The organism is Paucibacter sp. JuS9 (assembly GCF_044043925.2).
Classification (GTDB): Bacteria; Pseudomonadota; Gammaproteobacteria; order Burkholderiales; family Burkholderiaceae_C; genus JAUASW01.
The window spans coordinates 3,171,938-3,194,793 of record NZ_CP194172.1; the positions used below are offsets into that span (position 1 = coordinate 3,171,938).

At 67.7% G+C, this 22,856-nt stretch carries 17 protein-coding genes; 5 read left to right on the plus strand and 12 right to left on the minus strand.

The window, feature by feature from the left end:
* Positions 1–21 precede the first annotated feature (21 nt).
* From ABT392_RS14225 to ABT392_RS14280, 12 genes are all read right to left on the minus strand, one after another.
* Positions 22–2,400, minus strand: a complete 2,379-nt coding sequence (locus ABT392_RS14225) for a PAS domain S-box protein (protein ID WP_464970802.1) — start codon at positions 2,398–2,400, stop codon at positions 22–24.
* Between the two features lie 170 nt (positions 2,401–2,570).
* Positions 2,571–2,864, minus strand: coding sequence for a hypothetical protein (locus tag ABT392_RS14230; RefSeq protein ID WP_464970803.1), 294 nt, complete (start codon positions 2,862–2,864; stop codon positions 2,571–2,573).
* 21 nt (positions 2,865–2,885) lie between these two features.
* Positions 2,886–4,574: a methyl-accepting chemotaxis protein gene (locus ABT392_RS14235; protein ID WP_334278010.1), complete on the minus strand. Its 1,689-nt coding sequence runs from the start codon at positions 4,572–4,574 to the stop codon at positions 2,886–2,888.
* Between the two features lie 38 nt (positions 4,575–4,612).
* On the minus strand, positions 4,613–5,110 hold the full coding sequence (locus tag ABT392_RS14240; protein WP_334278011.1) for a chemotaxis protein CheW: 498 nt from the start codon (positions 5,108–5,110) through the stop codon (positions 4,613–4,615).
* A 172-nt stretch (positions 5,111–5,282) separates the two neighbouring features.
* On the minus strand, positions 5,283–5,927 hold the full coding sequence (locus tag ABT392_RS14245; RefSeq protein ID WP_334278012.1) for a response regulator transcription factor: 645 nt from the start codon (positions 5,925–5,927) through the stop codon (positions 5,283–5,285).
* Positions 5,924–8,194 carry an MASE3 domain-containing protein gene (locus tag ABT392_RS14250; RefSeq protein ID WP_334278013.1) on the minus strand — a complete coding sequence of 757 codons (2,271 nt, stop codon included), beginning with the start codon at positions 8,192–8,194 and terminating at the stop codon, positions 5,924–5,926. The genes ABT392_RS14245 and ABT392_RS14250 overlap by 4 nt, the downstream gene beginning before the upstream one ends.
* Before the next feature lie 82 nt (positions 8,195–8,276).
* A complete protein-coding gene (locus tag ABT392_RS14255; RefSeq protein WP_334278014.1) occupies positions 8,277–9,059 on the minus strand; it encodes a hypothetical protein in 783 nt (260 codons plus the stop codon).
* A 10-nt stretch (positions 9,060–9,069) separates the two neighbouring features.
* Positions 9,070–10,092, minus strand: a complete 1,023-nt coding sequence (locus ABT392_RS14260; protein WP_334278015.1) for an MBL fold metallo-hydrolase — start codon at positions 10,090–10,092, stop codon at positions 9,070–9,072.
* On the minus strand, positions 10,089–12,521 hold the full coding sequence (locus ABT392_RS14265; RefSeq protein ID WP_334278016.1) for an efflux RND transporter permease subunit: 2,433 nt from the start codon (positions 12,519–12,521) through the stop codon (positions 10,089–10,091). Before ABT392_RS14265 ends, ABT392_RS14260 begins: the two co-directional genes overlap by 4 nt.
* A 1-nt stretch (position 12,522) precedes the next feature.
* Positions 12,523–13,569: a YCF48-related protein gene (locus ABT392_RS14270; RefSeq protein WP_334278017.1), complete on the minus strand. Its 1,047-nt coding sequence runs from the start codon at positions 13,567–13,569 to the stop codon at positions 12,523–12,525.
* Positions 13,570–13,677: 108 nt separating this feature from the next.
* Complete coding sequence (locus ABT392_RS14275) at positions 13,678–15,042, minus strand: DUF1329 domain-containing protein (protein WP_334278018.1); 1,365 nt, start codon at positions 15,040–15,042, stop codon at positions 13,678–13,680.
* Positions 15,043–15,053: 11 nt separating this feature from the next.
* A complete protein-coding gene (locus ABT392_RS14280) occupies positions 15,054–17,015 on the minus strand; it encodes a DUF1302 domain-containing protein (RefSeq protein ID WP_334278019.1) in 1,962 nt (653 codons plus the stop codon).
* 106 nt (positions 17,016–17,121) lie between these two features.
* Here ABT392_RS14280 and ABT392_RS14285 point away from each other — a divergent pair, with 106 nt between their 5' ends.
* From ABT392_RS14285 to ABT392_RS14305, 5 genes are all read left to right on the plus strand, one after another.
* Positions 17,122–18,105, plus strand: coding sequence for a helix-turn-helix domain-containing protein (locus ABT392_RS14285; RefSeq protein ID WP_334278020.1), 984 nt, complete (start codon positions 17,122–17,124; stop codon positions 18,103–18,105).
* A gap of 128 nt (positions 18,106–18,233) precedes the next feature.
* Positions 18,234–19,034 carry a cyclase family protein gene (locus tag ABT392_RS14290; protein WP_334278021.1) on the plus strand — a complete coding sequence of 267 codons (801 nt, stop codon included), beginning with the start codon at positions 18,234–18,236 and terminating at the stop codon, positions 19,032–19,034.
* 34 nt (positions 19,035–19,068) lie between these two features.
* Positions 19,069–20,637: an AMP-binding protein gene (locus tag ABT392_RS14295; protein WP_334278022.1), complete on the plus strand. Its 1,569-nt coding sequence runs from the start codon at positions 19,069–19,071 to the stop codon at positions 20,635–20,637.
* Between the two features lie 44 nt (positions 20,638–20,681).
* Positions 20,682–21,920 carry a thiolase family protein gene (locus tag ABT392_RS14300; RefSeq protein WP_334278023.1) on the plus strand — a complete coding sequence of 413 codons (1,239 nt, stop codon included), beginning with the start codon at positions 20,682–20,684 and terminating at the stop codon, positions 21,918–21,920.
* A complete protein-coding gene (locus ABT392_RS14305) occupies positions 21,917–22,786 on the plus strand; it encodes an SMP-30/gluconolactonase/LRE family protein (RefSeq protein ID WP_334278024.1) in 870 nt (289 codons plus the stop codon). Before ABT392_RS14300 ends, ABT392_RS14305 begins: the two co-directional genes overlap by 4 nt.
* The last annotated feature ends 70 nt before the right edge of the window (positions 22,787–22,856 follow it).

Below are 22,856 nucleotides of genomic sequence, written 5' to 3' on the forward strand. Positions count from 1 at the left end.
TTCACCCGGGCGTTAGCGACGCTAGGGCACATCGCCACGAATCGCCCCTGTCGCCGCGTCGCCGAGCTCCTGCTCGCGGCTGGCCAGGCGAGCCTGCACCCTTCGATGCTCGCTTACGTCGAAGACGATGCCAGCCATCTGACGTACCTGGCCATTGGCATCCCATTGAGCCTGTCCGCTGGCTAGTAGCCAGTGTTCCGAGCCGTCCCGACCGCGCATCCGGAACTCAAGCTCCAGAGGCGTGCGATCGCTGAGATGCCTCCGCAAAGCCTCAAGCAGCGCACCTCTGTCCTGCGCGTGCACTTCAGGCAGCCAGAGCCCCGGCTGGCTGCCCATTTCCTCATCGGAGAAACCAAGCAGGTCGAGCAAGGCGGTGGGAGCCTTGAGACCGCTGTCTGGCCGCCACGCCCAGACATGCCCAGTGGAAGCTGCCAACTCGAAGCGGGCCAGGCTCTCACGCAGCGCGAGTTCGGTGCGCTTTCTGAGCGTCATGTCTGCGCTGAGCGTCAGCAATGCGGGCTGACCGTCGAACTCGATTTGCTCAGCATTGATCTGCACATCATGAACGCGACCATCTCGCAGCCGGAATGGGGCCTCGAACTGACGCAGCCTGCCATGCTGCTCGCGCAGGCGCTGCTGTAGGCGTTGATTGTCGGCCTGGCTGATGCCCATTCCTAGCTCCGGCAAGGTACGGCCGAGCAACTGCTCACGCTTCATGCCCAAGGCTTCGACGAAGGCCTGATTGGCGTCCAGCAAATGGCCCTCTGGTTGAGCAAGTACCGCGGCCGGAAGGGGCGCAGCCTGAAACAGGCGTTGAAATCGCTCGCGACTGTGGACCAGTTGGGCCTCCGCGTTCGCGCGGGCGGCATCTCGCTCCAGGATGTCGAAGCCAAGCGCAAGATCGTCTGCCAACTCAGCCAGGAGCCGCATCAGCGGGGGGTCGAACCAGTTTTCCTCTGCTACATGCAACACCAGCACGGCCTCCACGTGCCCATGGCGTTTCAGCGGCACGACAGCCACGCCACGTACGCTATGCAGGCGCGCCATTGCATGCCAGCGGCTGGTACGAGGATCGGTCAGGTAGTCGTTGGCCACGACCGCCTGCCCGGTGCGCACCGCTTCGCCCGTTGGCGTCTGGGCAACCTCAAGGTCCTGCAAGTCCACCATGTTGTCGAGGCCCCCGTACATGTCCAAAACCGGGCCTGCCGATGCGAACATCTGCAGTCGATCCGGGTCGGTGCGAAGCCACACGGAAGCCAGCAAGGCATGACCTGCATCGACGCAGGCCGCGCAGACTTCGCGACAGAGATCGAGCTTGTTGTTGCCTCGTATCAGTGCACGATTGGTCCGCGACAGCGCTTCGTAGAGTCCTTGCAGCCGCTCAGCCCGGCGTTCAGCAATGCGCAGACTGTCGAGCATGCGGTTGAACTCGATGGCCACGCTGCGGAATTCACTGGGGCCGGATTCGCTGGCATGCGAGTCACGCCGGCCATCGGCCACGGCACTGGCACTGCGTTGCAGTTGGTGCAGCGGCGCTGACAGGTAGCGGGCCAGCCACACAGCCAGCAACATTGCCATCCCGAGTGCGCCTGCGGCCCAGTAGAGCGTCAGGCGCAGGCGATCCCGCGAGGGTGCGAATACGTGATCGACCGGCAGCCCCGCCAGCGCCGTCCAACCCGTCTGGCTCACGGAAACCGCACTGTAGATGCGACGGACGCCGTCAGGCCCAGTGAACTCTCCTGCGCCGGTGGGCCGCTTTCGGCGGAACGCCGCCAGGTGCCCTGACAGGTCTTGCCCGATCCAGCGCTCGGCCTGCTGACTGCGAGCGACGACGAGGCCATGTTCGTCCAACAAGGTCAGGTCGCCGCCGGGCGCTGGCTCAAACTCCGCCCAGTGCCTGGACAAGGCCAACAGATCGAGTGAGACGACGAGCCAGGCCTTCGGGTGCCTGGCCTCGTCGCGCAGCACCTGAACCAGACCCAATACGGGCTTGTGCAAGAGCGGGCTGAACTGCGGTGCCGGGATGACGGCCTCGTGCCTGGCAAGTGCCTCGTTCCACCAGGGGCTGCTATCGAGCAAGACCCGCTGACCGGGCGGCAGCTTGACCGCGCTGCAGACGATTCGCTTGTCCAGTCCCAGAACGCCAACGTTGGCCAACACGGGATCGAGCGTCAACTGGCCACGCAGCATGGCGTTGCAGCGTTCACTGTCTAGCGCCCGGACCTCGGGTAGCTCCTCCATGAAGGCCAGCAGGCGGCGCGCACGGGCCAACTCACGTTGAGCGCCTGCAGCGACCTCCATGGCCAGACGCTGCACATGCGCTTCGGCATCCTGGCGGTCGCGGTCCAGGTCGCGCCAGAGCTTGTAGGAGCTGAAGCACAACAGCGGCAGCAGTACCAAGGCACCGAAGCCCAGCAGGCGCGCCGTGAAGGGTATCGACGCACCTGTGGTGGCAACGGGAGGCGGCGGGTTCATGGGTGGCGAATGCGGCTGTTGAGCTTCAGTATCTCCGCTCCTCGGCGTTGGGTGCTCAACGCCAGGGCGGGGCCGCCGCGCTGGCACTGACATGGTCACGCATCGGGCCCCAAGGCAGACCGCAGTACGGACAAATCCTGTGCAGGAGACGCCAGCATCACGACGCGGCTGCCTGGCGCCATGCGACGCCAGTTCGACAGCAGAGCGGCGCCACGTTGCGCCAACAAGTGGGGATCCAGTATCAACAACTCCACGCGGTCTGGTGCCATGGTGAAGACCGAGGCGGAGTCGAGAGGGTCGCCGCCATGGGCTTCATGGCCCGCGCTGCGACATGCAACACGCAAGCGCTCGCGCCGGAAGGGGTCCGCAATCAGCAGCAGTATCCGCATGATCTCGCCCAGCAGGGCCGCTCAGAAGTTGCTCCATTCACCACCGCCGGTGGCGGCAACCGGTCTGGCGGCTGTCACCTGTGTTGTGGCAGCGGCCGGTCGCTGGGCCGGTCGCGGCGCTGCGGCAGGCCTGGGCGCGGGTGCGGCAGGAAGCCCACTCTGCCCGTGGCTGAGCTTGAAGAAGGCCACTGCCTGCACCAGCTGCGTGGCCTGCACTTTCAGACTCTCTGCGGCTGCCGCGCTTTCCTCGACGAGGGCAGCGTTCTGCTGGGTGACCTGGTCCATCTGCGTGACCGCCTCACCGATCTGCGCGACGCCGCTCGACTGCTCGGTGCTCGCCGCGCTGATCTCGCCGACGATGTCGCTGACGCGTCGGATCGACGCCACGATGTCCTGCATCTTCGCGCCGGCTTCGTCTACCAGCTGGGTGCCGGCGCTGACGCGCTCGACGCTGGTGGAGATCAGGCTCTTGATCTCCTTGGCCGCGTCGGCGCTGCGCTTGGCCAGGCTGCGAACCTCGCTGGCCACCACCGCAAAGCCGCGGCCTTGCTCGCCGGCACGTGCCGCCTCTACGGCGGCGTTCAGCGCCAGGATGTTGGTCTGGAATGCAATGCCGTCAATCACGCCGATGATGTCCGAGATCCGCTGCGAGCTCTCATTGATGCCCTTCATCGTCTCGACCACGCGGCCCACCACCTGGCCGCCTTCGACCGCAGTGGTCGAGGCGCTCATCGCGAGCTGATTGGCCTGTTGGGCGTTGTCGGCGTTCTGGCGCACGGTGCTGCCCAGTTGCTCCATTGATGCGGCGGTTTCCTCGAGCGCGCTGGCCTGCTCTTCGGTGCGCTGCGAAAGGTCCTGGTTGCCCTGGGCGATCTGGGCGCTCGCGGTGGCCACGCTCTCCGAGCCCATGCGCACCTCGCTGACCACGCTGTTGAGCTTCTGCTGCATCGTGGCCAGTGCGCGCAACAGCTGCGCGGTCTCGTTCTTTCCCTCGACTCGCATGTCGCGGGAGAGGTCGCCATCGGCCACGGCGCGTGCCACCTCGACCGCATGGTTCACCGGCCCGGTGATGGCGCGGATGATCCACAGTGCCAGCGCGACGGCGGCCAGCAGGGCAATCACAGCGGCAACCAGCAGCACGGTCTTGACTGCACTGAGGTTGCTGTTGGCCCGCTCGCCCGACTGCTTCATCAACTCGGTCTGGAAGTCCATGCCTTGCTCGATGCTGGTCATGTAGGCGGTCTGCAGCGGACTGAGTTGGGTGGTCAGCAAGGTCCGTGCCTCGTCGATCTTGCCGGCATCCACGAGCTCAAGAAACTTGCTCTGCCCGCCGATGTAGGCGTTGCGCGCATCCTGGATCGCCTTCAGGCCGGCACGGCCTTTCTCGGAGCTGATTGATTTGTCGAGCTGATCCAGTGAATCGCCGATGATCTTGCGCGCAGCGTCGATGATGGTGCGCTGCTTCTGCAGTGCGGCCTTGTCTTCGAGCAGCAGCATGTCGCGCATGCCACGGGCGATGTCATTGGTGCGGTCGATCATGGCCGAGAGTGTCAGCACCTTGGGCATGCGGTCCTCTAGCACCAGGTCGAAGTCCTCGTCGACTTGGTCCATGCGCACGAACGCGATCGCGCTGATGAGCGCAATGATGGCGGTCAGCAGGCCGAAACCCAGGGTGAGACGGGTCGATATCTTCATGTCGCTCATGTTCATGGGGACTCCTTCGAAACAGGGGGCGCGAGAGGGTGGGGTTAGGCCTCGAACAGGCCGAGATCGGTGCCTGCCAGCAGGCGGTTGATGTCGAGCAGGATCAGCAGGCGCTCGATGTCGCCCTGCGTGACGTGACCCAGGCCGGTGATGTGGCCGGCATCAACGGATTGGTTGAAGCTCGGGGCGGGCTGGATCTCGCTGCTCTTGAGTTCCTGCACGTCGACGACCGAGTCGACGACGACGCCCACCGTGTGTGAGGCAATGCTCAGCACCACGGTGACCGTCAGGCTGTTGAACTCTGCCGGCACGCCAAACTTGAGACGCAAGTCGATGATGGGAACGATGACGCCGCGCAGATTGAGCACGCCGCGCACGAAGTCCGGCGCGCCGGCGATGCGCGTGGCGGCTTCGTAGCTGCGGATTTCCTGCACTTGCAGGATGTCGATGCCGTATTCCTCCTGGCCGAGCCGGAAGCTCAGGTACTCGCCGCCGCCGGCCTGAGCCGAGCTCTGCAGAGGGGCACTTACAACCATGTCCATGACTTGCCTTCCGTGAGTGACCGCATTCCCGAGGCGGACTGTGGTCACGCGCCTCTGGGCCTGGTCCCCACTCTAGGCAGCCCCTGCTCGCGGGTCTGTAGGGAATTCTTGATGCGCGCCGTGGGGCGACATCTCTGGCGCAGCCCTTGGGCGAGCGCGCCTGCGCCTGCGCTCAGTTGCCGTCGGCGTCGATCAGCTCTGCCCGGATCGCGAAGCGCACCAGGGCCGGCAGATCGGCGACACCGAGCTTGCCCATCAGGCGGCTGCGGTAGGTATCGACCGTCTTGGGCGAGAGATGCAGCTGTTCGCCAATCGTGGCACTGGAAAGTCCCTTGACCACGAGGGTGACGATCTGGCGTTCCCGCGGAGACAGCTCGGCGAGCAGGTCGGGTTCGGTGCCTGCCGTCAGGCCTTGCAGGGCGAGCTCGGCCACCTCGGGGCTGAGATGGCGTCGACCGGTCATCACTGCCGCAATCGCCTCCAGCAGTTCATTGCGAGAGGCCCCCTTCAGCACATAGCCGGCTGCGCCGAGCCGCAAGGCCTCGGCCACATGGCGGGGCTGGGCTGACATGCTGAGCACGATGCAGCGGCAGCGCAGACGGCGGCGCTGCAGTTCCTCCAGCATCTCGAAGCCGGACCGGTTGCCCAGGCTGAGGTCCAGCAGCAGGAGATCGGGCTGCTGCGCACTCACCCCTGCCAGGCCAGCTGTCGGATCTGCCGCCTCCCCAGTCACCGCGTGTCCGGCGGCCTCCAGCAGCGCGCGCAGGCCATCGCGCACGATGGCATGGTCATCGACCAGGTAGATACGGTAGTTCATGCCTGCGTCTCCTCCCAATGCAGCGTGATCACGGTGCCGCCGCCCGGCACAGAACCGACTTCGAACTGCCCGCCTATGGCGATCGAACGCTCGCGCATGCCCACCAGCCCAAGATGGCCAGGGCGTGTCGCGCTGGCATCGCCGCGCAGCCCCACGCCGTCATCGGCGACCTCCAGCCGCAGCCAGCGGGCGCCGCCTTCCAGCCGCACGCAGACCTCGCTGCCGCCTGCATGCAGGAGGGCATTGGCGACTGCCTCGCGGGCTACCATGAAGACCGCATACTCGACATCGCTACTCCAGCGTCGTCCAGCCAGAGCTGGCGCCGATTCCAGCCGCAGACGCACGTGCCCGGCCTGCTGGCGCCGGCTGCGCAGCTCGTTGTCGAGCGCGTCTACCAGCCCTTGTTCGGCCAGCAGCGTGGGACGCAGCTCGACCAGCACCTGGCGGATTTCCCGGATGGCCTGGTTGATCAGCTGGTCGACTCGCGCATGGCGATCCGCTTCCACCTGCGTGGCCAGTTGCGCCTCGCTGACGAAATCGATGCGCATCGCGGTGAGCGTCTGGCCCAGCTGGTCGTGCAGTATTTGAGCGAGGCGGGTGTTGCTGGCCTTTTCCTGCGCGATCAGCTGATGGGTCAGTTCGGTCAGCTCGGTCTGATAGCGCAGCAGCGAGCGTTCGGTGCGCACTCGCTCGGTCACATCGCGCAGGATGGCGGTAAGGACCTGAGTCTTGTTCACTGTGACCTGGGAGATCGATGCTTCGAGTTCCAGTTCACTGCCATCGGCGCGCAGGCCTTGGACGCGTCCGGGACCCATGCTGCGGCTGGACACGCCCGCTGCGGCAAAGCGCGTCATGTCCTGCCGATGGTGCGCCTGGGCTCGCGCCGGGAGCAGGCGGTCCAGGCCCTGGCCCAGCATGGCCTCGGCCTTGTGGCCGAAGATACGTTCGGCGGCCGGGTTGAACAGGCGCACGCGGCCTTCGGCATCGCAGCTGACGATGGCGTCACTGGCGGAGTTGATCACTGCCGCGAGCAAGGCTTCTTGCTCGCGCAGTTGCAGCATGGCCATGCGGCTGTCCGTGACATCGGTCTGCACGCCATCCCAGCACATGCGGTCGCCGACCAGCCAGCGCGGCATGGAAGCCAGATGCATCCAGCGCTCCACGCCGTCGGTGCGCCGCATGCGGACGGTGACATCGAAGCGTTGCAGTCTGGCGGCCGACTCCTGCTCGGCCGCGCGGACCATGATCTGGTCGGCGGGATGGATGCGGCCATAGAGTGCTGCCGGATCCGCCAGCGCGGCGGCAGCGGTCACCCCGGTTACCCGTTCGATCGCAGCACTGACATGGGTGAATCGCGTGCTGCCGTCGCGCTCTCGCACCAGTTGGTAGACCACGGTGTCCGGCAGGTTGTCAGCGACGGCGCGCATGCGCTGCTCGTTGTCGTGGCTGCGCTGTTCGGCCTGCTGGAGTGCCTCGAAGGGCGCGCGCAGGCTGCCGATGTAGGTGGCCCAGTAGAGCAGGGCATAGCCGACCAGCTTGTAGCCGTGGCCGACGATATTCTGCAGGTCCGACGGGCGCACATAGTTGCTGAACGACAGCTCGCCAATGCCGATCACCCAGGCCGAGCAGGCCAGCAGCAGAAAGCGCTGCTCTCCGTCGCTGCGCCAGCGTCGCCACAGCATGCCTGCAATCCCGAGATTGAGCAGGCACAGCGCCCATTCGTAGCCGATCTTGAACGGTGTGACGCCCTGCCCGGGCACGAAGGTGGTCGGGAAGCCGGCCATGCCCGAACTGCCCCAGGTCACCAGGGCCAGGGCCAGCAGCAGGCCGGCCAGCAGCGAGCCGTTGCGCGAGAGCCTGGACATCCATCCCAGGGCGATCATGGCCAGCGTCAGCGCCTCGACCGTGCGGCCCATGAGCCAGAAGAAGATGGCGCGCGAGGTGCTCGTCGACCCCAGCAATGCCGGCATGCCGTCGTAAGTCAGGGCGTGCACCACGTCGCAGATGCCGACCACGACAAAGCCCCCGATCAGCAGCGGCAAGTGCCTGTCGGTCTGGCTGCCGAAGGTGTGCCAGGACACCGTGGCAATCAGCGCGGCGATCACGAAGGCGAACATTTCCAGCAGCAGGTGCAGGCTCAGCATGCTGGTGTGGGCCGGCAGGTGCATGGGCGCCGGTGGCAGGCTCAACAGCAGGCCCTGCGTCAGCAGCGCCGAGACAGCGATGAACAGGCAGAGACGGCCGGTGGCGGTGGTGGGCAGGCGCATGCGGGCTGATGTTAAGCGCCGTGCCGAGCTCGCTGCTGCTCGCTGGGTCGGATTTGCAACTGACCTGCAAGCCGCCGGCCTGCTAGTCACGGTGCTCGGGCCGGTCCCTCAGGCGTGCGATCTGCGACCACCAGCGGTCGCTCAGCTGTCGGGTCGCGGGTCCCATCGTTCTGGCGGCCGCCGCATAGAAGTCCTGCCGTGTCAGCGCTACCGGCATGACCACCAGGGCCCCGGCGTGGCCGTCCGCGAGTGCAAGCTCGATCTCCTCCTGCAAACCGAGCACCACGTCGAAGCGGCCGGAGGCCAGCATGCGCAGCACGCGCGGCACGGTCAGGCCGCTCTGATCCACCGAGAAGCCCAGCGCAGAGGCCGCGCTGACGTTGGCCAGTTGATTGGCACGCACGCCGACCAGCAGCTCTCGGCCAGCGGGGAGGTCGCCGACCATGTGCTGGCCATCCCAGTCCAGCCGCGTCGTGGCGCGCCGGACCCAGACCAGGGCAGTCCGGGCCACCCGCCGCTCGACATCCACCTGGCCCGCGCGCATCGGGAAATCGAGCCGGTCCAGCAGTTCAGGGATGGGCGCGGCGAGCAGCAGGTCGGCCTGACCGGCCTGGGTCATCTGGCGGCAGCGCCCCGGCGGAAAGCGCAGCAGGACGACGGCGATGTCGATCTGCCGGCCCGCCTCGATCATCAGGCGCTCGGCCCGCCCAGGCTTGGCCGGGTCGTGGGTGAGGTAAGGCGGAATCGGCTGGTCACCGATGCAGACGCGCAGCGTCGCCTCTTGTTCGGGCCTGGGCTCGGCTGCCGCTGCGGCCGCATGAAGCAGCAGCGCCAGAAGCCAGGGACCATGTGCGTGCCACCGCATGCCGCTCGCCCTAGAACTCCAGCAGGTCGCGCCCAGCGATCACCGCGCCGCCGAAGTGCTTGCGCACGCCGGCCGTGTAGCGGCTGGCGTCGGTCTCGCCGTCGAGGCCAGGTGAGATGTGGGTCAGCACCACGGTGCGCACGCCGGCCCGGGCGGCCAGCTCGCCGATCTGCTCGGGCGTGATGTGCTGGCGCTCCATGTGCAGGCGCACGGCCTGCAGCGCCGGCGGCGGCAGGCGCGAGCCGGCGGCGAACTCCTGCATTGCGGCCTCCAGTTCGTTGACCTCGCACACCAGCACTTCGGCGCCCTTGGCCAGGCGCAGCAGCGCCTCGCTGGGGCCGGTGTCGCCGCAGAACACGATGGAGCGGTCGGCGGTGTCGAAGCGGTACGAGTACGACTTGTCGCCGCCCTTGGGGGCGCCGCCGGCGCCGTGGTAGTGGCTGTTCTCGACCACGGTGACCACCAGGCGGTCGTCGCGGAAGATCACGCCATCGCCGGCCACGTCATGGCCCTCGAAGCGACCGGCCACCGGCAGCATTGGCACGCCGGCGCTGAAGATGCGCTCCGACACGGCCAGGAAGTCCTGCGCCGCGCGCACCAGCTCCGCCGTGGCCGGCGGGCCGTAGAAGCGCACCGGCGGCGCCTGGCGGTCGCGGCGCTTGTTGTCCTCCAGCCAGGCGAAGGACATCAACGCGCCGATGTCGGCGTTGTGGTCGATGTGGTGGTGGGTGATGAAGACGTTGCGCACATCGGCCGGCACGAAGCCGGCCTGCACCAGCTGGCGCGCCACGCCGTTGCCGGCATCGATCAGGTAGGGCCGGCCGCCGACCACCAGTAGGTTGGCAGGCTGAGAGCGCTCCTTGCGCGGGATCGGGCCGGACCCCGTGCCCAGCAGCACCAGGCGCGTGGGCGTGGCCTGGGCGGCGGGCGCAGCCGTGGGCGCGGCCACCGGCTGTGCGGCGGCCGGGCCGGCCAGCGCGAGCAGGGCGATACAGCAGGCCGCGATCAGCGGGAGCGGGCGGTGCAGGGTCATGGGGTTCCTTGGGGGTTGGAGGCGCCGGCAAAGCGCGAATCGGGCAGCAGGAAGTGCGACAGGGCCGGGATCAGCACCAGCGCACCGACCATGTTCCACAGGAACATGAAGGTCAGCAGGATGCCCATGTCGGCCTGGAACTTGATCGGCGAGAAGGCCCAGGTGATGACGCCGGCGGCCAGCGTCACACCCACCAGGGCCACGACGCGGCCGGTGAACAGCACGGCGTCGCCATAGGCCTCGGCCAGCGTCAGGCCGCGACGCTGGCCGGCCAGCTGCACCGAGAGCAGGTACAGCGCATAGTCCACACCGATGCCCACGCCCAGCGCGATCACCGGCAGCGTGGCCACCTTGACGCCGATGCCCAGCCAGACCATGAGCGCCTCGCACAGGATGGAGGTGAGCACCAGCGGCAGCACCGCCACCACGGTGGCGCGCCAGCTGCGGAAGGTGATCAGGCACAGCGCGATCACGGCCGCGTAGACGTAGAGCAGCATGGTCGTGTTGGCCTGCTTCACCACGCTGTTGGTGGCGGCCTCGATGCCGGCGCCACCGGCTGCGGGCAGCAGCTGCAGTCGCGCGGGGTCGGTCTGATTCGCTGCGATGAAGCGCTCGGTCGTGGCCAGCACCTGGCTCAGGGTCTCGGCCTTGTGGTCGGCCAAATAGGCCACCAGAGGCATCACCGAGCAGTCGGTGTTGAACATGTCCGGGTTGTTCACCGAGGCCTGCTGCGCGCCGTAGTTCAAGACATCCTGGTTGCGGCTGATCGTCAGCCACTTGGGGTTGCCTTCGAAGCTTCCGGCCGTGATCTGGCGCACCACGTCATGCAGGCCCGTGGTCATGCGCACCTGGGGCAACTGCTGGAGCTCCCAGGCGAGGCGGTCGACCGTCTCCAGCGTCTCGTACTTCAGGCAGCCTTCGGCCGGCGTCTTGACGATCACCGCGAACACGTCGCTGGAGAGCGCGTAGTGGCCGGTGATGTAGGCGTTGTCGAGGTTGTAGCGCGAGTCCGGCCGCAGCTCGGGTGCGCCGGGGTCGAGGTCGCCGACCTGCAAGCGCAGGCTGACGACGAAGCCGCCCAGGCCCATGGCCAGTGCCACGATCACGGCCGTGGCCGCCCAGCGGCGGCGCGCGGCGAAATGGTCCAGCCAGACCCACAGGCCGCGCTGGCCCGCCAACTGGCGCTGCTCGGTCTCCAGCGCCCGGCGCGCCGCCCGCGGGCTCACACCTACGAAGCTCAAAAGCACCGGCAGCAGCAGCAGGTTGGTGAACACCAGCACGGCCACGCCGATGCTGGCCGTCATCGCCAGTTCGCGGATCACCGGGATCGGAATCAGCACCAGCACTGCGAAGCCCACCGCATCGGCGAGCAGCGCGGTCACGCCGGCAAGGAACAGCCTGCGGAAGGTGTAGCGCGCGGCCACCAGGCGGTGCGTGCCGCGCGCGATGTCCTGCATGATGCCGTTCATCTTCTGCGCGCCGTGGCTCACGCCGATGGCGAACACCAGGAAGGGCACCAGCATCGAGTACGGGTCAAGCTCGAGCCTGAACACGGCCAGCAGCCCGATCTGCCAGACCACGGCCACCAGCGAGCAGGCCAGCACCAGCAGCGTCGAGCGCAGGCAGCGCGTGTAGCCGTACAGCAGCAGGCCGGCGATCACCAGCGCCACCGCGAAATAGGCCGCCACCTGCACCAGGCCGGCGAGCAGGTCGCCAACGATCTTGGCGAAGCCGATGATGCGCACCTTCAGGCCCTCGGCCTCGTATTTGGCGCGCAGGGCCTCGAGTTCTCGCGACAGCTGCCAGTAGTCCAGCCGCGCGCCGTCGCTCTGCTTGTCCAGCAGCGGCAGCACGATGGCGCTGCTCTTCAGGTCGTTGGCGATCAGGCTGCCGACCAGGTTGGCGCGGCCCACGTTGAGTCGCAGCCGCTCGATGCTCGCTGGCGAGCCGTCGAAGGTGTCGGGCATCACCGGGCCGCCGTTGAAGCCTTCCTCGGTCACCTCGGTCCAGCGCACCGACGGCAGCCAGATGGACTTGACCCAGGCACGGTCCACGCCGGGCGTCAGGAACAGCTCGTCATTGAGCCGCTTGAGCTTGTCGAGGTAGGCCGCGTCGAACACGGTGCCGTTTCCGAGACCCGGGTTCTCGACCACGATGCGCAGCGAGTTGCCCATGCCGCGCAGGTCCTGGCGGTGCATGAGAAAGTTCTGGATGTAGGGGTGATCCGTGGGGATCATCTTCTCGAAGCTGGCGTTGAGCGCCACCTTCGAGCACAGGAAGGCCAGCACCAGCGTGGCCAGCGCGCACAGCAGCAGCACGGTGCGGCGGCTGTTGAACACAGCGCGCTCGAGCCAGTTGCCGGAGTCGCGCGGAAAGTCGGCCAGGTCGCGCACGACCGGCATTTCGGTGGAAGTGGTAGCGATGGCCATTTCAGTTGCTCGGCAGAGGGATGCTGCGCAGGCCGCGGGGACCGCCCAGCACCAGGCGAGCGGACGTGGCGGCGATGGCGGCAACGGGCAGGGTCTCCTTCAGAGGCACGCGATGGAAGCTGGCGCCGCCGTCGCGGCTGCGCGCCAGCGCGCCGCTCTGGTCGGCCAGCCACAGCGTGCCGTCGGCGCTCCGGGCCGCGGTGGTGATGCTGGCCGCCAGACCCGTGCTGACGATGTGCCATTGCCGGCCACCATCGCGGCTCAGCCGTGCATTGCCGCGCATGCCATGAGCCAGCAGGGCATCGCCGGTGTCGAGCAGGCCGAAGAAGCTGCCCTTGTAGCCGGTGTCTAGGGCCACGAAGCGCTGCGCCTTCGCGTCCAGCCGCATCAGCAGGCCGGACTCGCCCGCGATGTAGAGCGTGCCGCCCTGCGGGCGGATCGCATAGAGGTTGAGCAGGCGTGGGTTGTCGGTGCGCTCGAACCAGGGGGTCCAGGTCTTGCCACCGTCGCGGGTCTGGAAGATCAGGTTGTAGGCGCCGACGACGAAGCCCTCGTCGGCGCTCGTGAAGTGCAAGTCCAGGAAGGGCTTGTCGGGGCCGGCCGCGAGATTGCGCTCAGCCTCGCCGAGCAGGGCCTCGCGTGTGGCCGAGGCGGGCAGGGCCTTCAGGTGCTCGAGCAGCAACAGGTTGGCGCGGCGCCCGTCCAGCAGCGGCTGCCAGGTAGCACCACCATCGTTGGAGCCCACCACCACGCCGTCATGGCCTACGGCATAGCCGCGCCGGCCGTCGACGAATTGCACGGCCGTCAGGTCCGACGACAGCGGCACGTTCGCCTGCGTCCAGTGCTGGCCGGCGTCGTCGCTCCAGGCGATATGGCCGCGCTGGCCGGCCGCGACCAGGCGCTCTGGGCCCGCTGCGGCGATGCCGGTGATCAGCCGCTGCTTCAGCAGGGCCGTGGCGCGCGCGGGGCGCTCCAGCGGATCGGCGGCACTGCCAAGGCTGATTGAGAGCATGCAGCAGGCGATGAACTGGTGTGGCTTCATGGGCATGGGGTGGGGCGTGACCCGGACGAGAGAGAGGAGAGAGACAGCAAGAGACCGGGCCACGCCCCGAAACGGGACAGGGTGGGGAGGACGCGCCGGCCCTCCCCGCGAGCGTCAGCGGATGCCCTGACCGGCCAACTGCTCGGCCGACCAGAAGGTGTCCGGCGGCAGCTCGCTAAGGTAGCGGATGCCGCCGTACTCGCCGACCAGGCCGGGCACCGAATAGACGCCGGCGTTGAAGTCATAGAAGCCTTGGGTGTCGACCCACTGGGCCGGTACGTCGTAGCTGAACGAGGAGAACGAGAAGCCGGCGCGGTAGAGCTGGCCACGGGCGTCGTACTCGTCCGAGGCCACGGCCACCCAGCTGTCCTCATCGATGTAGAAGACGCGCTTGCTGTACACATGGCGCTTGCCCGGCTTGAGCGTGGCCTCGACCACCCAGACCCGGTGCTGCTCCCAGCGCACCACGTCGGGGTTGATGTGATTGGGCGTGGCCACCTCGGCGGGCTTGGCCCAGTAGGTCATCTTGTAGTTGCCGTAGGGCACGATCATCTCCTTCTTGCCCACGAGCTTGAAGTCGAAGCGGTCCATCGCGCCGTTGAACACCGAGGCGTCGTCGTAGGTGCTGGCGCCGGCCGTGCCGGGGTTGGGCGTGTCGTAGGCGATGTCGGGTGCCAGGCGCACGCGGCGCTGCCCCGGCAGGTACAGCCAGGCGCGGCGCCCCTGCTTCAGCGGGTTGGCCGAGTCCCACACGATCATGGCCTCGCCCTTGCGGCGCGCCGGGGCGGCGTAGTTGAACTTGAGCAGCCAGAAGGGTTCGGTGTCGTTGATGACGCCGCTGCGCTTCGCGTCGGTGGTCGGCCAGGCGTAGGTGGCTTCGCCGGTGGTGGCCAGCGAGGCGCGGCCCGAGGCGTCGACATTCCAAGTGTCGAACTTGGTGTTGAAGCCCAGGCCCCGGTAGTTCAGCAGGTGGTTCCACATCACCTCGTTGCCGTTCTTGGGGATGGGGAAGGGATAGCCGGCCAGCATGTTCTCGGTGCCCAGACCTTCGGCCGTGAGGCGGGTGCCGGTGGCGTTCTTGCGCGTGTTCTCGGCAATGTGCTTGGGCACATACACCGGCCGGTGCGTGGGGTATACGTCGACCCGCATGGTGGCATGGCGCTTGAGCAGCTCCTTGGTGCCCTCGGTCAGCTTGTCGGCATGCGCGCCCATGTCCTTGCCGGTGATCACCAGGCGCGGCTTCTCGTCGGCATAGGGGTCGACACGCTTGTTGCTGCCAGGCTGGAACTTGGCCGGCGGCATGGTCATGCCGCCTGTCCACTCGGGAATGGTGCCGTCCTTGTTGCCGGCCTTCTCGGCGCCGGTCGGGGTCAGCGTGGTGCCGAGCTGGCGGGCCTCTTCGGGCGAGACGGCTGCGAAGGCCGCGCCGGCCTGCAGCAGGGTGATGGCCAGGGCCATCGTGGTTTTCATCTTGAGCATGGCGGGGTTCCTTAGAAGCTGGCCTTGAGCGTGAGCGAGATCCAGCCGCGGTCGCTGATGGACGCGCTGGAGCCGTTGAAGACCGTGGCGGCGCCATTGGCCGGGTTGGTCGAGTAGTCGCCGTAGTAGCGCAGGTAGGACAGGTTGGCCGTGTAGGCCTGCTGCAGCGTGGCCGCCAGGCCCAGGCTCCAGCTGCCCGCACCACGGTTGCCGCCGAAGGTGGTGGCCGCATTGCCGCCAATGCCCTGGTTCCAGGAGATCGGGGCGCTCAGGTCCACGCCTGGCAGCACCTGGTACCAGGTGGGCGAGAAGTTGATCGCCAGGCCCCAGTAGCGCTTGCTCGGCTTGTCGATGGCCGTGTAGGCGTCGCGGCCCTTGTAGACCGCGGCGTTCTGCGTCACCTCGCTGACCTGCATCCAGGTCAGCTCGGCGGCGATCGAGGCGGTGTCGAACAGCGGTGTGCTCGGCACGACATAGGTGCCGTTGACGAGGCCATGCCAGGTCGTGCCGCGCGCGCCCGGCGCGTCGCCGTTGGCCGGGATCGCGGTGGTGGCAATGGCGCCCGCGGTGCTGGCGGTCAGCGCGGCTGGGAGCACGGTCACCGCATCGCTGACCAGGGGCATGTTGCGTCGCTGCGAGAGTTCCGCGCCCACCGAGACGCCCGCGATGTTCTTCGAGAGGCTGACGGCCAGCATCTGGATGTCCTTGCCGTAGGACGTGCGGTAGAGGCCCGCCTTGCCGTACTTCTGCAGGTCGGCCACCGTGGTGGCCGCGGTGTTGACGAGGCAGGTGGTCGGCGCCAGCGCGGTGCCGCCCAGGGCAGTGCAGGTGGCTGCGGGCACCGTGGCCACGCCCGGCATCAGCATCAGCTGCGGCAGCACGTCGGTGCTGTTGCGGAAGTAGAGGCCTGCGGTTCCGTCCAGCCATGCCGGATTCCACCGCGCCGAAACGCCGTAGTCATGGCGGTTGCCATAGCTCGAGGGCTTGATCGCCTGCGCATTCCACATGCGCAGCGCGGCCGGCGCGCCGGGGATCAGGGCGGCGAACGGGTTGGGGCCGGTGATCAGCGAGTCGCCGCCGAACACAAGCATGTCGGTGCCTGACAGATAACTGCCGGACTCGGGCGAGCGCACAGCCTGCCAGTTGTAGAACCACTGCGCGGCCAGTGACAGGTCCTGCGTCGGCTGCATCTGCAGGCTCAGCGCGCCGCGTGGGCGGATGAACTCCTTGGCCTCGGCGCCCGGTGTGGCCTGCAGCTTCCAGGCGTCCACCGAATTCTGGCCATAGGCAATGCCATGCAGCAGGCCGCCCAGCAGCAGGCCTTCGCCCCAGTAGGCCGTGTGCTGGCCCAGGCGGACGTTCAACGGCATGTCGCCGGCCTTGAGGTTCGCGAACAAGAACCAGTCCAGCATCTCGCCCGAGAAGCCCTTGCCGAAGCGCTGCGTGTAGGTGCTCAGCTGGCCGGCCACCGGCAGCCCGCCCTGCAGGGTGTTGGCACTGGCGGTGCTGGTGTTGTCCAGGCTTCGATAGGCCGCGTCGTACCAGCCGGCGGCGCTCAGGCGCAAGCCGGCCCTGCGCTTCCAGGTCACGTCGAATTCGGACAGCACGTCGATCCGGTTGGTGACGATCGAGCCCTTGGCGAAATTGCGGTCACCGTCGTCGGCATTCGCATTGCCGAGGATGGCCGCATCGGCCTTCTGCAGGCGCTGGCCGAGGTTGTAGCGCAGCGTGTGGTCCCAGTTGATCGTGAGATCGGCATTGCCGGTTTCGATGCTGGCGGCCTGCGCAAGCGTGGCGCCGCAGCACAGGGCCGCAGCCGCGAGGCCGGGCAGGGACCGCCGGAGGCGGCGGTGCGAGGGTGTGGTTTGTCTCTGGCCCATATTCTTTTCCTCGTTGACGAGGTCCTTGTCGATGGTGGCGTTTGCATGCACGACCGCACGCCCATGGGCTGTTGGTACGATCCGGGACAGCATCAAGGTCTGCCTGGATTGCGCCAACGGCCGCACCGGCGGCAACGTGGCGCGAGTCTCGGTTCGTGGCTGGTGCAGCGTCTATCGGAAATCCGCAAAGCCCAACGTCGTGACTCCCATCGCTCCCCAGCCCCCCAGCGCCGTGATCGTTCAGGAATTCACGGACCCGACCGATGCGAACTCGGGCGTGGAGCTGCTGGCCGTCGATGCGGTGCAGCTGCAGCTGAGCCCCTTGCGCGCGCGACGCGTCGTCGTGCAGTTGGGCGGCTCCACCGTGGTCTTCCATGCCAGCAATCTGCGCATGCGCACGCGCACGGCGGTGCACCGCGGCCACCTGGCCTACGTCTGTTTCGGCGAGGACACGCAAGGCTCGGTCAACGGCGTGGCGGTGCGGCCCGATCGGCTGCTGGCGGTGGCGCCCGAGACCGAGGTCGGCTTCGTCGCCGATGCCGGCTGGCAGAGCATCGCGGTGCTGCTGGCGCCCGAGAGCATCGAGACGCACCTGCGCGCGCGTCAACGTATGGACGAGTACCGGCTGCCGCGCCAGGTCGAGACGCTGCAGGCCGATGCGCTCGCGCTGCGCCAGCTGTTCGACTGGGGCATGCGGCTGGTCGAGACGGCCCAGGCCGATCCCGAGCTGTTCAACGGCAGCCAGGATGAACGCGATGCGGCCCATGCCGAGCTGATCGAGCTGCTGCTGACCGCGCTGCGCAGCTCGATCGACAGCGAGCCGGCGCGCACCGAGTTGACTCGCCAGGCTCAGAGCCGTGCGGTCAAGCTGGCGGAGGACCACGCCATGGCAAACATCGGCGAGCGGGTCTATGTGTCGGACCTGTGCAAGGTCGCCCATGTCAGCGAGCGTGCGCTGGAATATGCGTTCAAGCAGGTGATGGGGCTGACCCCGGTGGCCTACCTGGCGCGGCTGCGCCTGCACCGGGTGCGTGATGCCCTGTTGAATGCGCCGCCGGGCAGCGCCACGGTCTCCGAGATCGCGTTGCTGTGGGGCTTCTGGCATTTTGGCGAGTTCGCCAAGGCCTACAAAGACGTGTTCGACGAGCTGCCCTCGGACACGCTGCGCCGCCGCGGTGCCTGATTCCTGACCGCGCTGCGGGGTTCTCCGCAGCTTGCGGAAATCCGATAGACCTCGGCCGGTCCGCGCCGGGACACTGCGTCGCCATACCCATGGGACCCCTCGGTTCCTGCAGCGACAAAGGACGCCCGATGACACGCCTGATCGACCTCACCGCGACCTTGGACCCCGACAACCGGACCAAGCTTCCACCCCACCTCGCGGCTGCGGCCGGCGTGGTGGCGCCGGCGATCGAGTACATGCATCCGGCCGAGGCCAAAGGGCGCGACGAGTTCTGCCGCTACCTCGGTTGCCGCCATGAGGACATGCCTTACGGCGAGGGCTGGGGCGCCGAGATGCTCAGCGACATGTCCTCGCATTGCGGCACCCACGTTGATGCGCCCTTGCACAGCGGCTCCGCCAGCGGCGGCGCGCCGGCGCGCACCATCACTGACATCGGCCTGGAAGAGCTGTTCCGGCCCGGCCTGGTGCTGGACGTGCGCCCGTGGGCCCGGCCGGCGCTGGAGATCACCGTCGAGATGCTGGAGTCGGCCATGCAGGCCGCCGGGCGGCGCGTTCAGCCGGGTGACGCGGTGCTGATCCGCACCGGCCAGGAGCGCTATACGCTGAGCGATCCGGAGTTCTTCCTGCAGCCCGGCATGAGCCGCGCCTCCACGCTTCACCTGACCCAGCTGGGCGCGACCATCCTCGGCACCGATGCCGTGGGCTGGGACCTGCCGTTCGGCGTGATGGCCCGCCGCTTCAAGGAGGGCGGCGACCCCACCGTGCTGTGGGATGGCCACAAGGCCATCGTCGAGCGCGAGGCCTTCATCGTCCAGCAATTGACCAACCTCGGCGCCCTGCCAGCCAGCGGCTTCATGGTCGGTTTCTTCCCGATCAAGCTGGCGCGCTGCAGTGCCGCACCGGCCCGCGTGGTCGCCTTCGTCGACTGAGCCGCCGTTCTCCACCCCCAAAGCTTCAGACACCATGGCCATCATCGACTTCTTCGACCGCGGCTGGCGCATCAACCCGCAGGGCGCCGCCTACATTCAGGACGACCGCGTCTACAGCTTCGACGAGGTCGGCACACTGAGCTGCCGCATCGCCCATGCGCTGCTCGCGGCCGGCCTGAAAAAGGAAACCAAGGGCGCCGTCTGGGCGCTCAACGACACCACGGCCTGGGCATGCGCGCTGGGCCTGTGGCGCGCCAACCTGTGCTGGCTGCCCGTGGGCGCTCGCAACAGTGCCGAAGAGAACCAGTACGTGCTGGACCGCTTCGACTGCGAGGTGCTGTTCTTCCAGCACTACTTCTCGCCCACGGTCGCCGCGCTACAGCCCTTGCTGCCCAAGGTACGTCACTGGATCTGCATTGACGGCGAGGCGCCCGAGGTGGCCGGCGCCGTGTCGCTCCACGCATGGACCGCCAAGCAGCCGAGCAGCAAGCCGCATGTGGCCGTGGATCTGGACGACGTGGTGGCGCTGTCGCCCACCGGCGGCACGACCGGCGTGCCCAAGGGCGTGATGAATACGCACCGCAGCCTGCAGACGCTGGTGGCGCAGTACATGATGGCCTGCCCCTACGACGACGCGCAGCGGCCGGTGAACCTGGCGGCTGCGCCGATGACGCACACCTCGGGCGTGTTGTCGCTGCCCACCACGGCGCGTGGCGGCAGCGTGGTGATCCTCTCCAAGCCGGACCCGGCGTTAATGCTGGCGGCTATCCCGAGGCATCGCGTCACCGAGATCTTCCTGCCGCCCACCGTGATCTACCGGCTGCTGGACATCCCCGACCTAGCCAAGAAGATCGACTTCTCCTCCCTTCGCTACTTCTCGTACGGCGCGGCACCGATGTCCGTCGAGAAGCTGAAGCAGGCGATCAAGGTGTTCGGCCCGGTGATGATGGGCGGCTACGGCCAGACCGAAGCACCGGGTTCGATCTCCTACCTGCCACCGTCCGAGCATCTGGTCGATGGCCAGCTGGCGCCGGACCAGCGCCTTGCCTCCGTGGGCCGGCCCAACCCGCTGATCCAGGTCGAGATCCTGGACGATGAGGGGCGAATCCTCGAGCGCGGCGAGACCGGAGAGATCTGCGTGCGCGGCGACCTGGTGATGAAGGGCTACTACAAGGAGCCCGAGAAGACCGCCGAGACCATCGTCGACGGCTGGCTGCACACGGGCGACGTGGGCAGCATCGACGACGAGGGCTACCTGCACATCACCGACCGCAAGAAGGACATGATCATCTCGGGCGGCTTCAACGTCTATCCGAGCCAGGTCGAACAGGTGATCTGGTCTCACCCGGCGGTGCGCGACTGCGCAGTGGTCGGCGTGCCCGATGCGCAATGGGGCGAGGCGGTCAAGGCGGTGGTGGAGCTGAACGAGGGCCACAGCGTCGGTGCCGAGGAGCTGATCGAGCTGTGCAAGCGCAAGCTCGGCAGCGTGATGGCTCCGAAGAGCGTTGACATCGTCGAGGCGCTGCCTCGCAGCCCAGTCGGCAAGGTGCTGAAGAAGGACCTGCGCGCGACGTACTGGAAAGACCAGGACCGCAAGATCTGAAGCGGCCCGCGGCGACCTCCCCACACCCTGACAAGAGAACTCCCATGAGCAACATCTACATCGCCGGCATCGCCATGACCGTGTTCGGCCGCCACCCCGAGCGCAGCCTGGAAGACCTGGCCGCCGAGGCCCTGCGGGGCGCGCTGAAGGACGCCGGCTGCAGCATTGAGCAGCTGGACACCGCTTACTACGCGGGCATCACGAACGGCCCGCTGCAGGGTCAGTTCGCCATCCCCGGCCAGGTCGTGATGAGCAAGATCGGCATCTCCCAGATCCCGATCTTCAACATCGACAACGGCTGCGCCGCCGGCAGCTCGGCCGTGCACCTGGCGATCCAGTCGCTGAAGGCCGGCAGCGCCGACGTGGCCCTGGCCCTGGGCTGCGAGAAGATGAACATCCCCGACAAGCTGCGCGCCCTGACCGTCATGGAAGCCGGCTGGGACGTGGCCCGCGCCGAGCAGAACTACGAGACGCTGATCAAGATGGGCGAGGGCATCGAGGTGCCCGAAGGCTCGGAGTCCGACAAGCCCTACAGCAAGTTCATGGCCATCTACGCCGCCATGTGCCGCCTGCACATGAAGACCTTCGGCACCACGCAGCGCCAGATCGCCGCCGTAGCGGCCAAGAACCATGCGCACTCGGTGCTCAACCCTTTCTCGCAGTTCCGCAAGAGCTTCAGCATTGAGCAGATCCTGGCGGCGCCGCCGATCACCTACCCGCTGACGCTGCCGATGTGTGCGCCGCTGTCGGACGGCTCGGCCGCCGTCATCCTGTGCACCGAGGCCGGCCTCAAGCGCATCGGCGCCGACCGCTCGCGCTGCATCAAGGTCGCGGCCAGCGTGGTGCGCAGCTTCAGCAACCGCAGCCACACACAACCCGAGCTGCACATCGGCCGCCTGGCCGCCCGGCAGGCCTATGAAATCGCCGGCCTCGGCCCGCAGGACATGCAGGTGGCCGAGGTGCACGACGCCGCGGCCATGGGCGAAATCATCCAGGCCGAGAACCTCGGCTTCGTGCCGCTGGGCGAAGGCGGTCCGGCGGCCGAGCGAGGCGACTTCACGCTCGGCGGGCGCATCCCGATCAATGTGTCCGGCGGCCTGGAGTCCAAGGGTCATCCACTGGGCGCCACCGGCATCGGCCAGCTGTTTGAGTTGGTGACCCAGCTGCGCGGCGAGGCCGGCGAGCGCCAGGTGCATGGCGCTCGCCATGCGATCCAGGAGAACGGCGGCGGCATGGTCGGTGTGGAAGAAGCCGCCGTCGCCATCCACATCCTCAGCAAATGAGCGGCGCGGCGATCCGGACCCTGGTCGGGATTGGCCAGGGCCTGCACTTTGCGGAGAGCCCGCGCTGGCATGAAGGCCGCCTCTGGTTCCTCGACATCCATGGCCAGGCCATCAGGCATGTGGACCTGTCGGGGCGCCTGGAAACGGCACTCGAGCTGCCGTTCAAGCCCAACGGCTTCGGCTTTCGCCGTGACGGCAGCATCCTGGTGGGCGCTGCGTTGCAGCGCCAGGTCTACCGCTGGGACGGCCAGTTCCTGCAGCAGCTGGCCGACATCGGCGCGCTGACCTGCTTCTGTCTGAGCGACGGCATCGTTGATGAACACGACCGTCTCTACGTCGGCGATATCGGCTACAACTTCTGGAACCCGGAGCTCCAGCCTGTCGACACCTGCGTGATCGCCTGCGTGGCGGGCGACGGGCAGGTGCGGCTGGCAGCCGGCGGCCTGCATTTCCCCAACGGCATGGCGATCACGCCGGACGGGCGGACCCTGATCGTTGCGGAGTGCATGGGCCACCGCCTGACTGCCTTCGATATCGATGACGAAGGAGCGCTCTCGAATCGCCGCCTCTATGCGCCGCTGCCTGCCGACGTGCATCCGGACGGCATCGCCCTGGATGCCGAAGGCGCGGTCTGGCTGGCCAACCCCGAGGGTCGCGACGCGGTACTGCGGGTGCGGCCGGGCGGCGAGATCGTCGAGCGCATTGCCCTGGACTCGCAGGCCTACGCCGTGGCGCTCGGCGGGCCCGAGGGCCGGCATCTGTTCATCTGCGCCTCGGACTCGCACGATCCGGCGCAGGTCATGCAGGCGCCCAGCGCGACGGTGCGGATGATGGAAGTGCCGGTGGGCGCAGCACGAGCGCGCTGAGCCGGCTCTCGAATGGGCTGGCGTCGCGCAAGCTGGCCCTACCCGGCGCGTCAAGAATCCCCTACAGCCG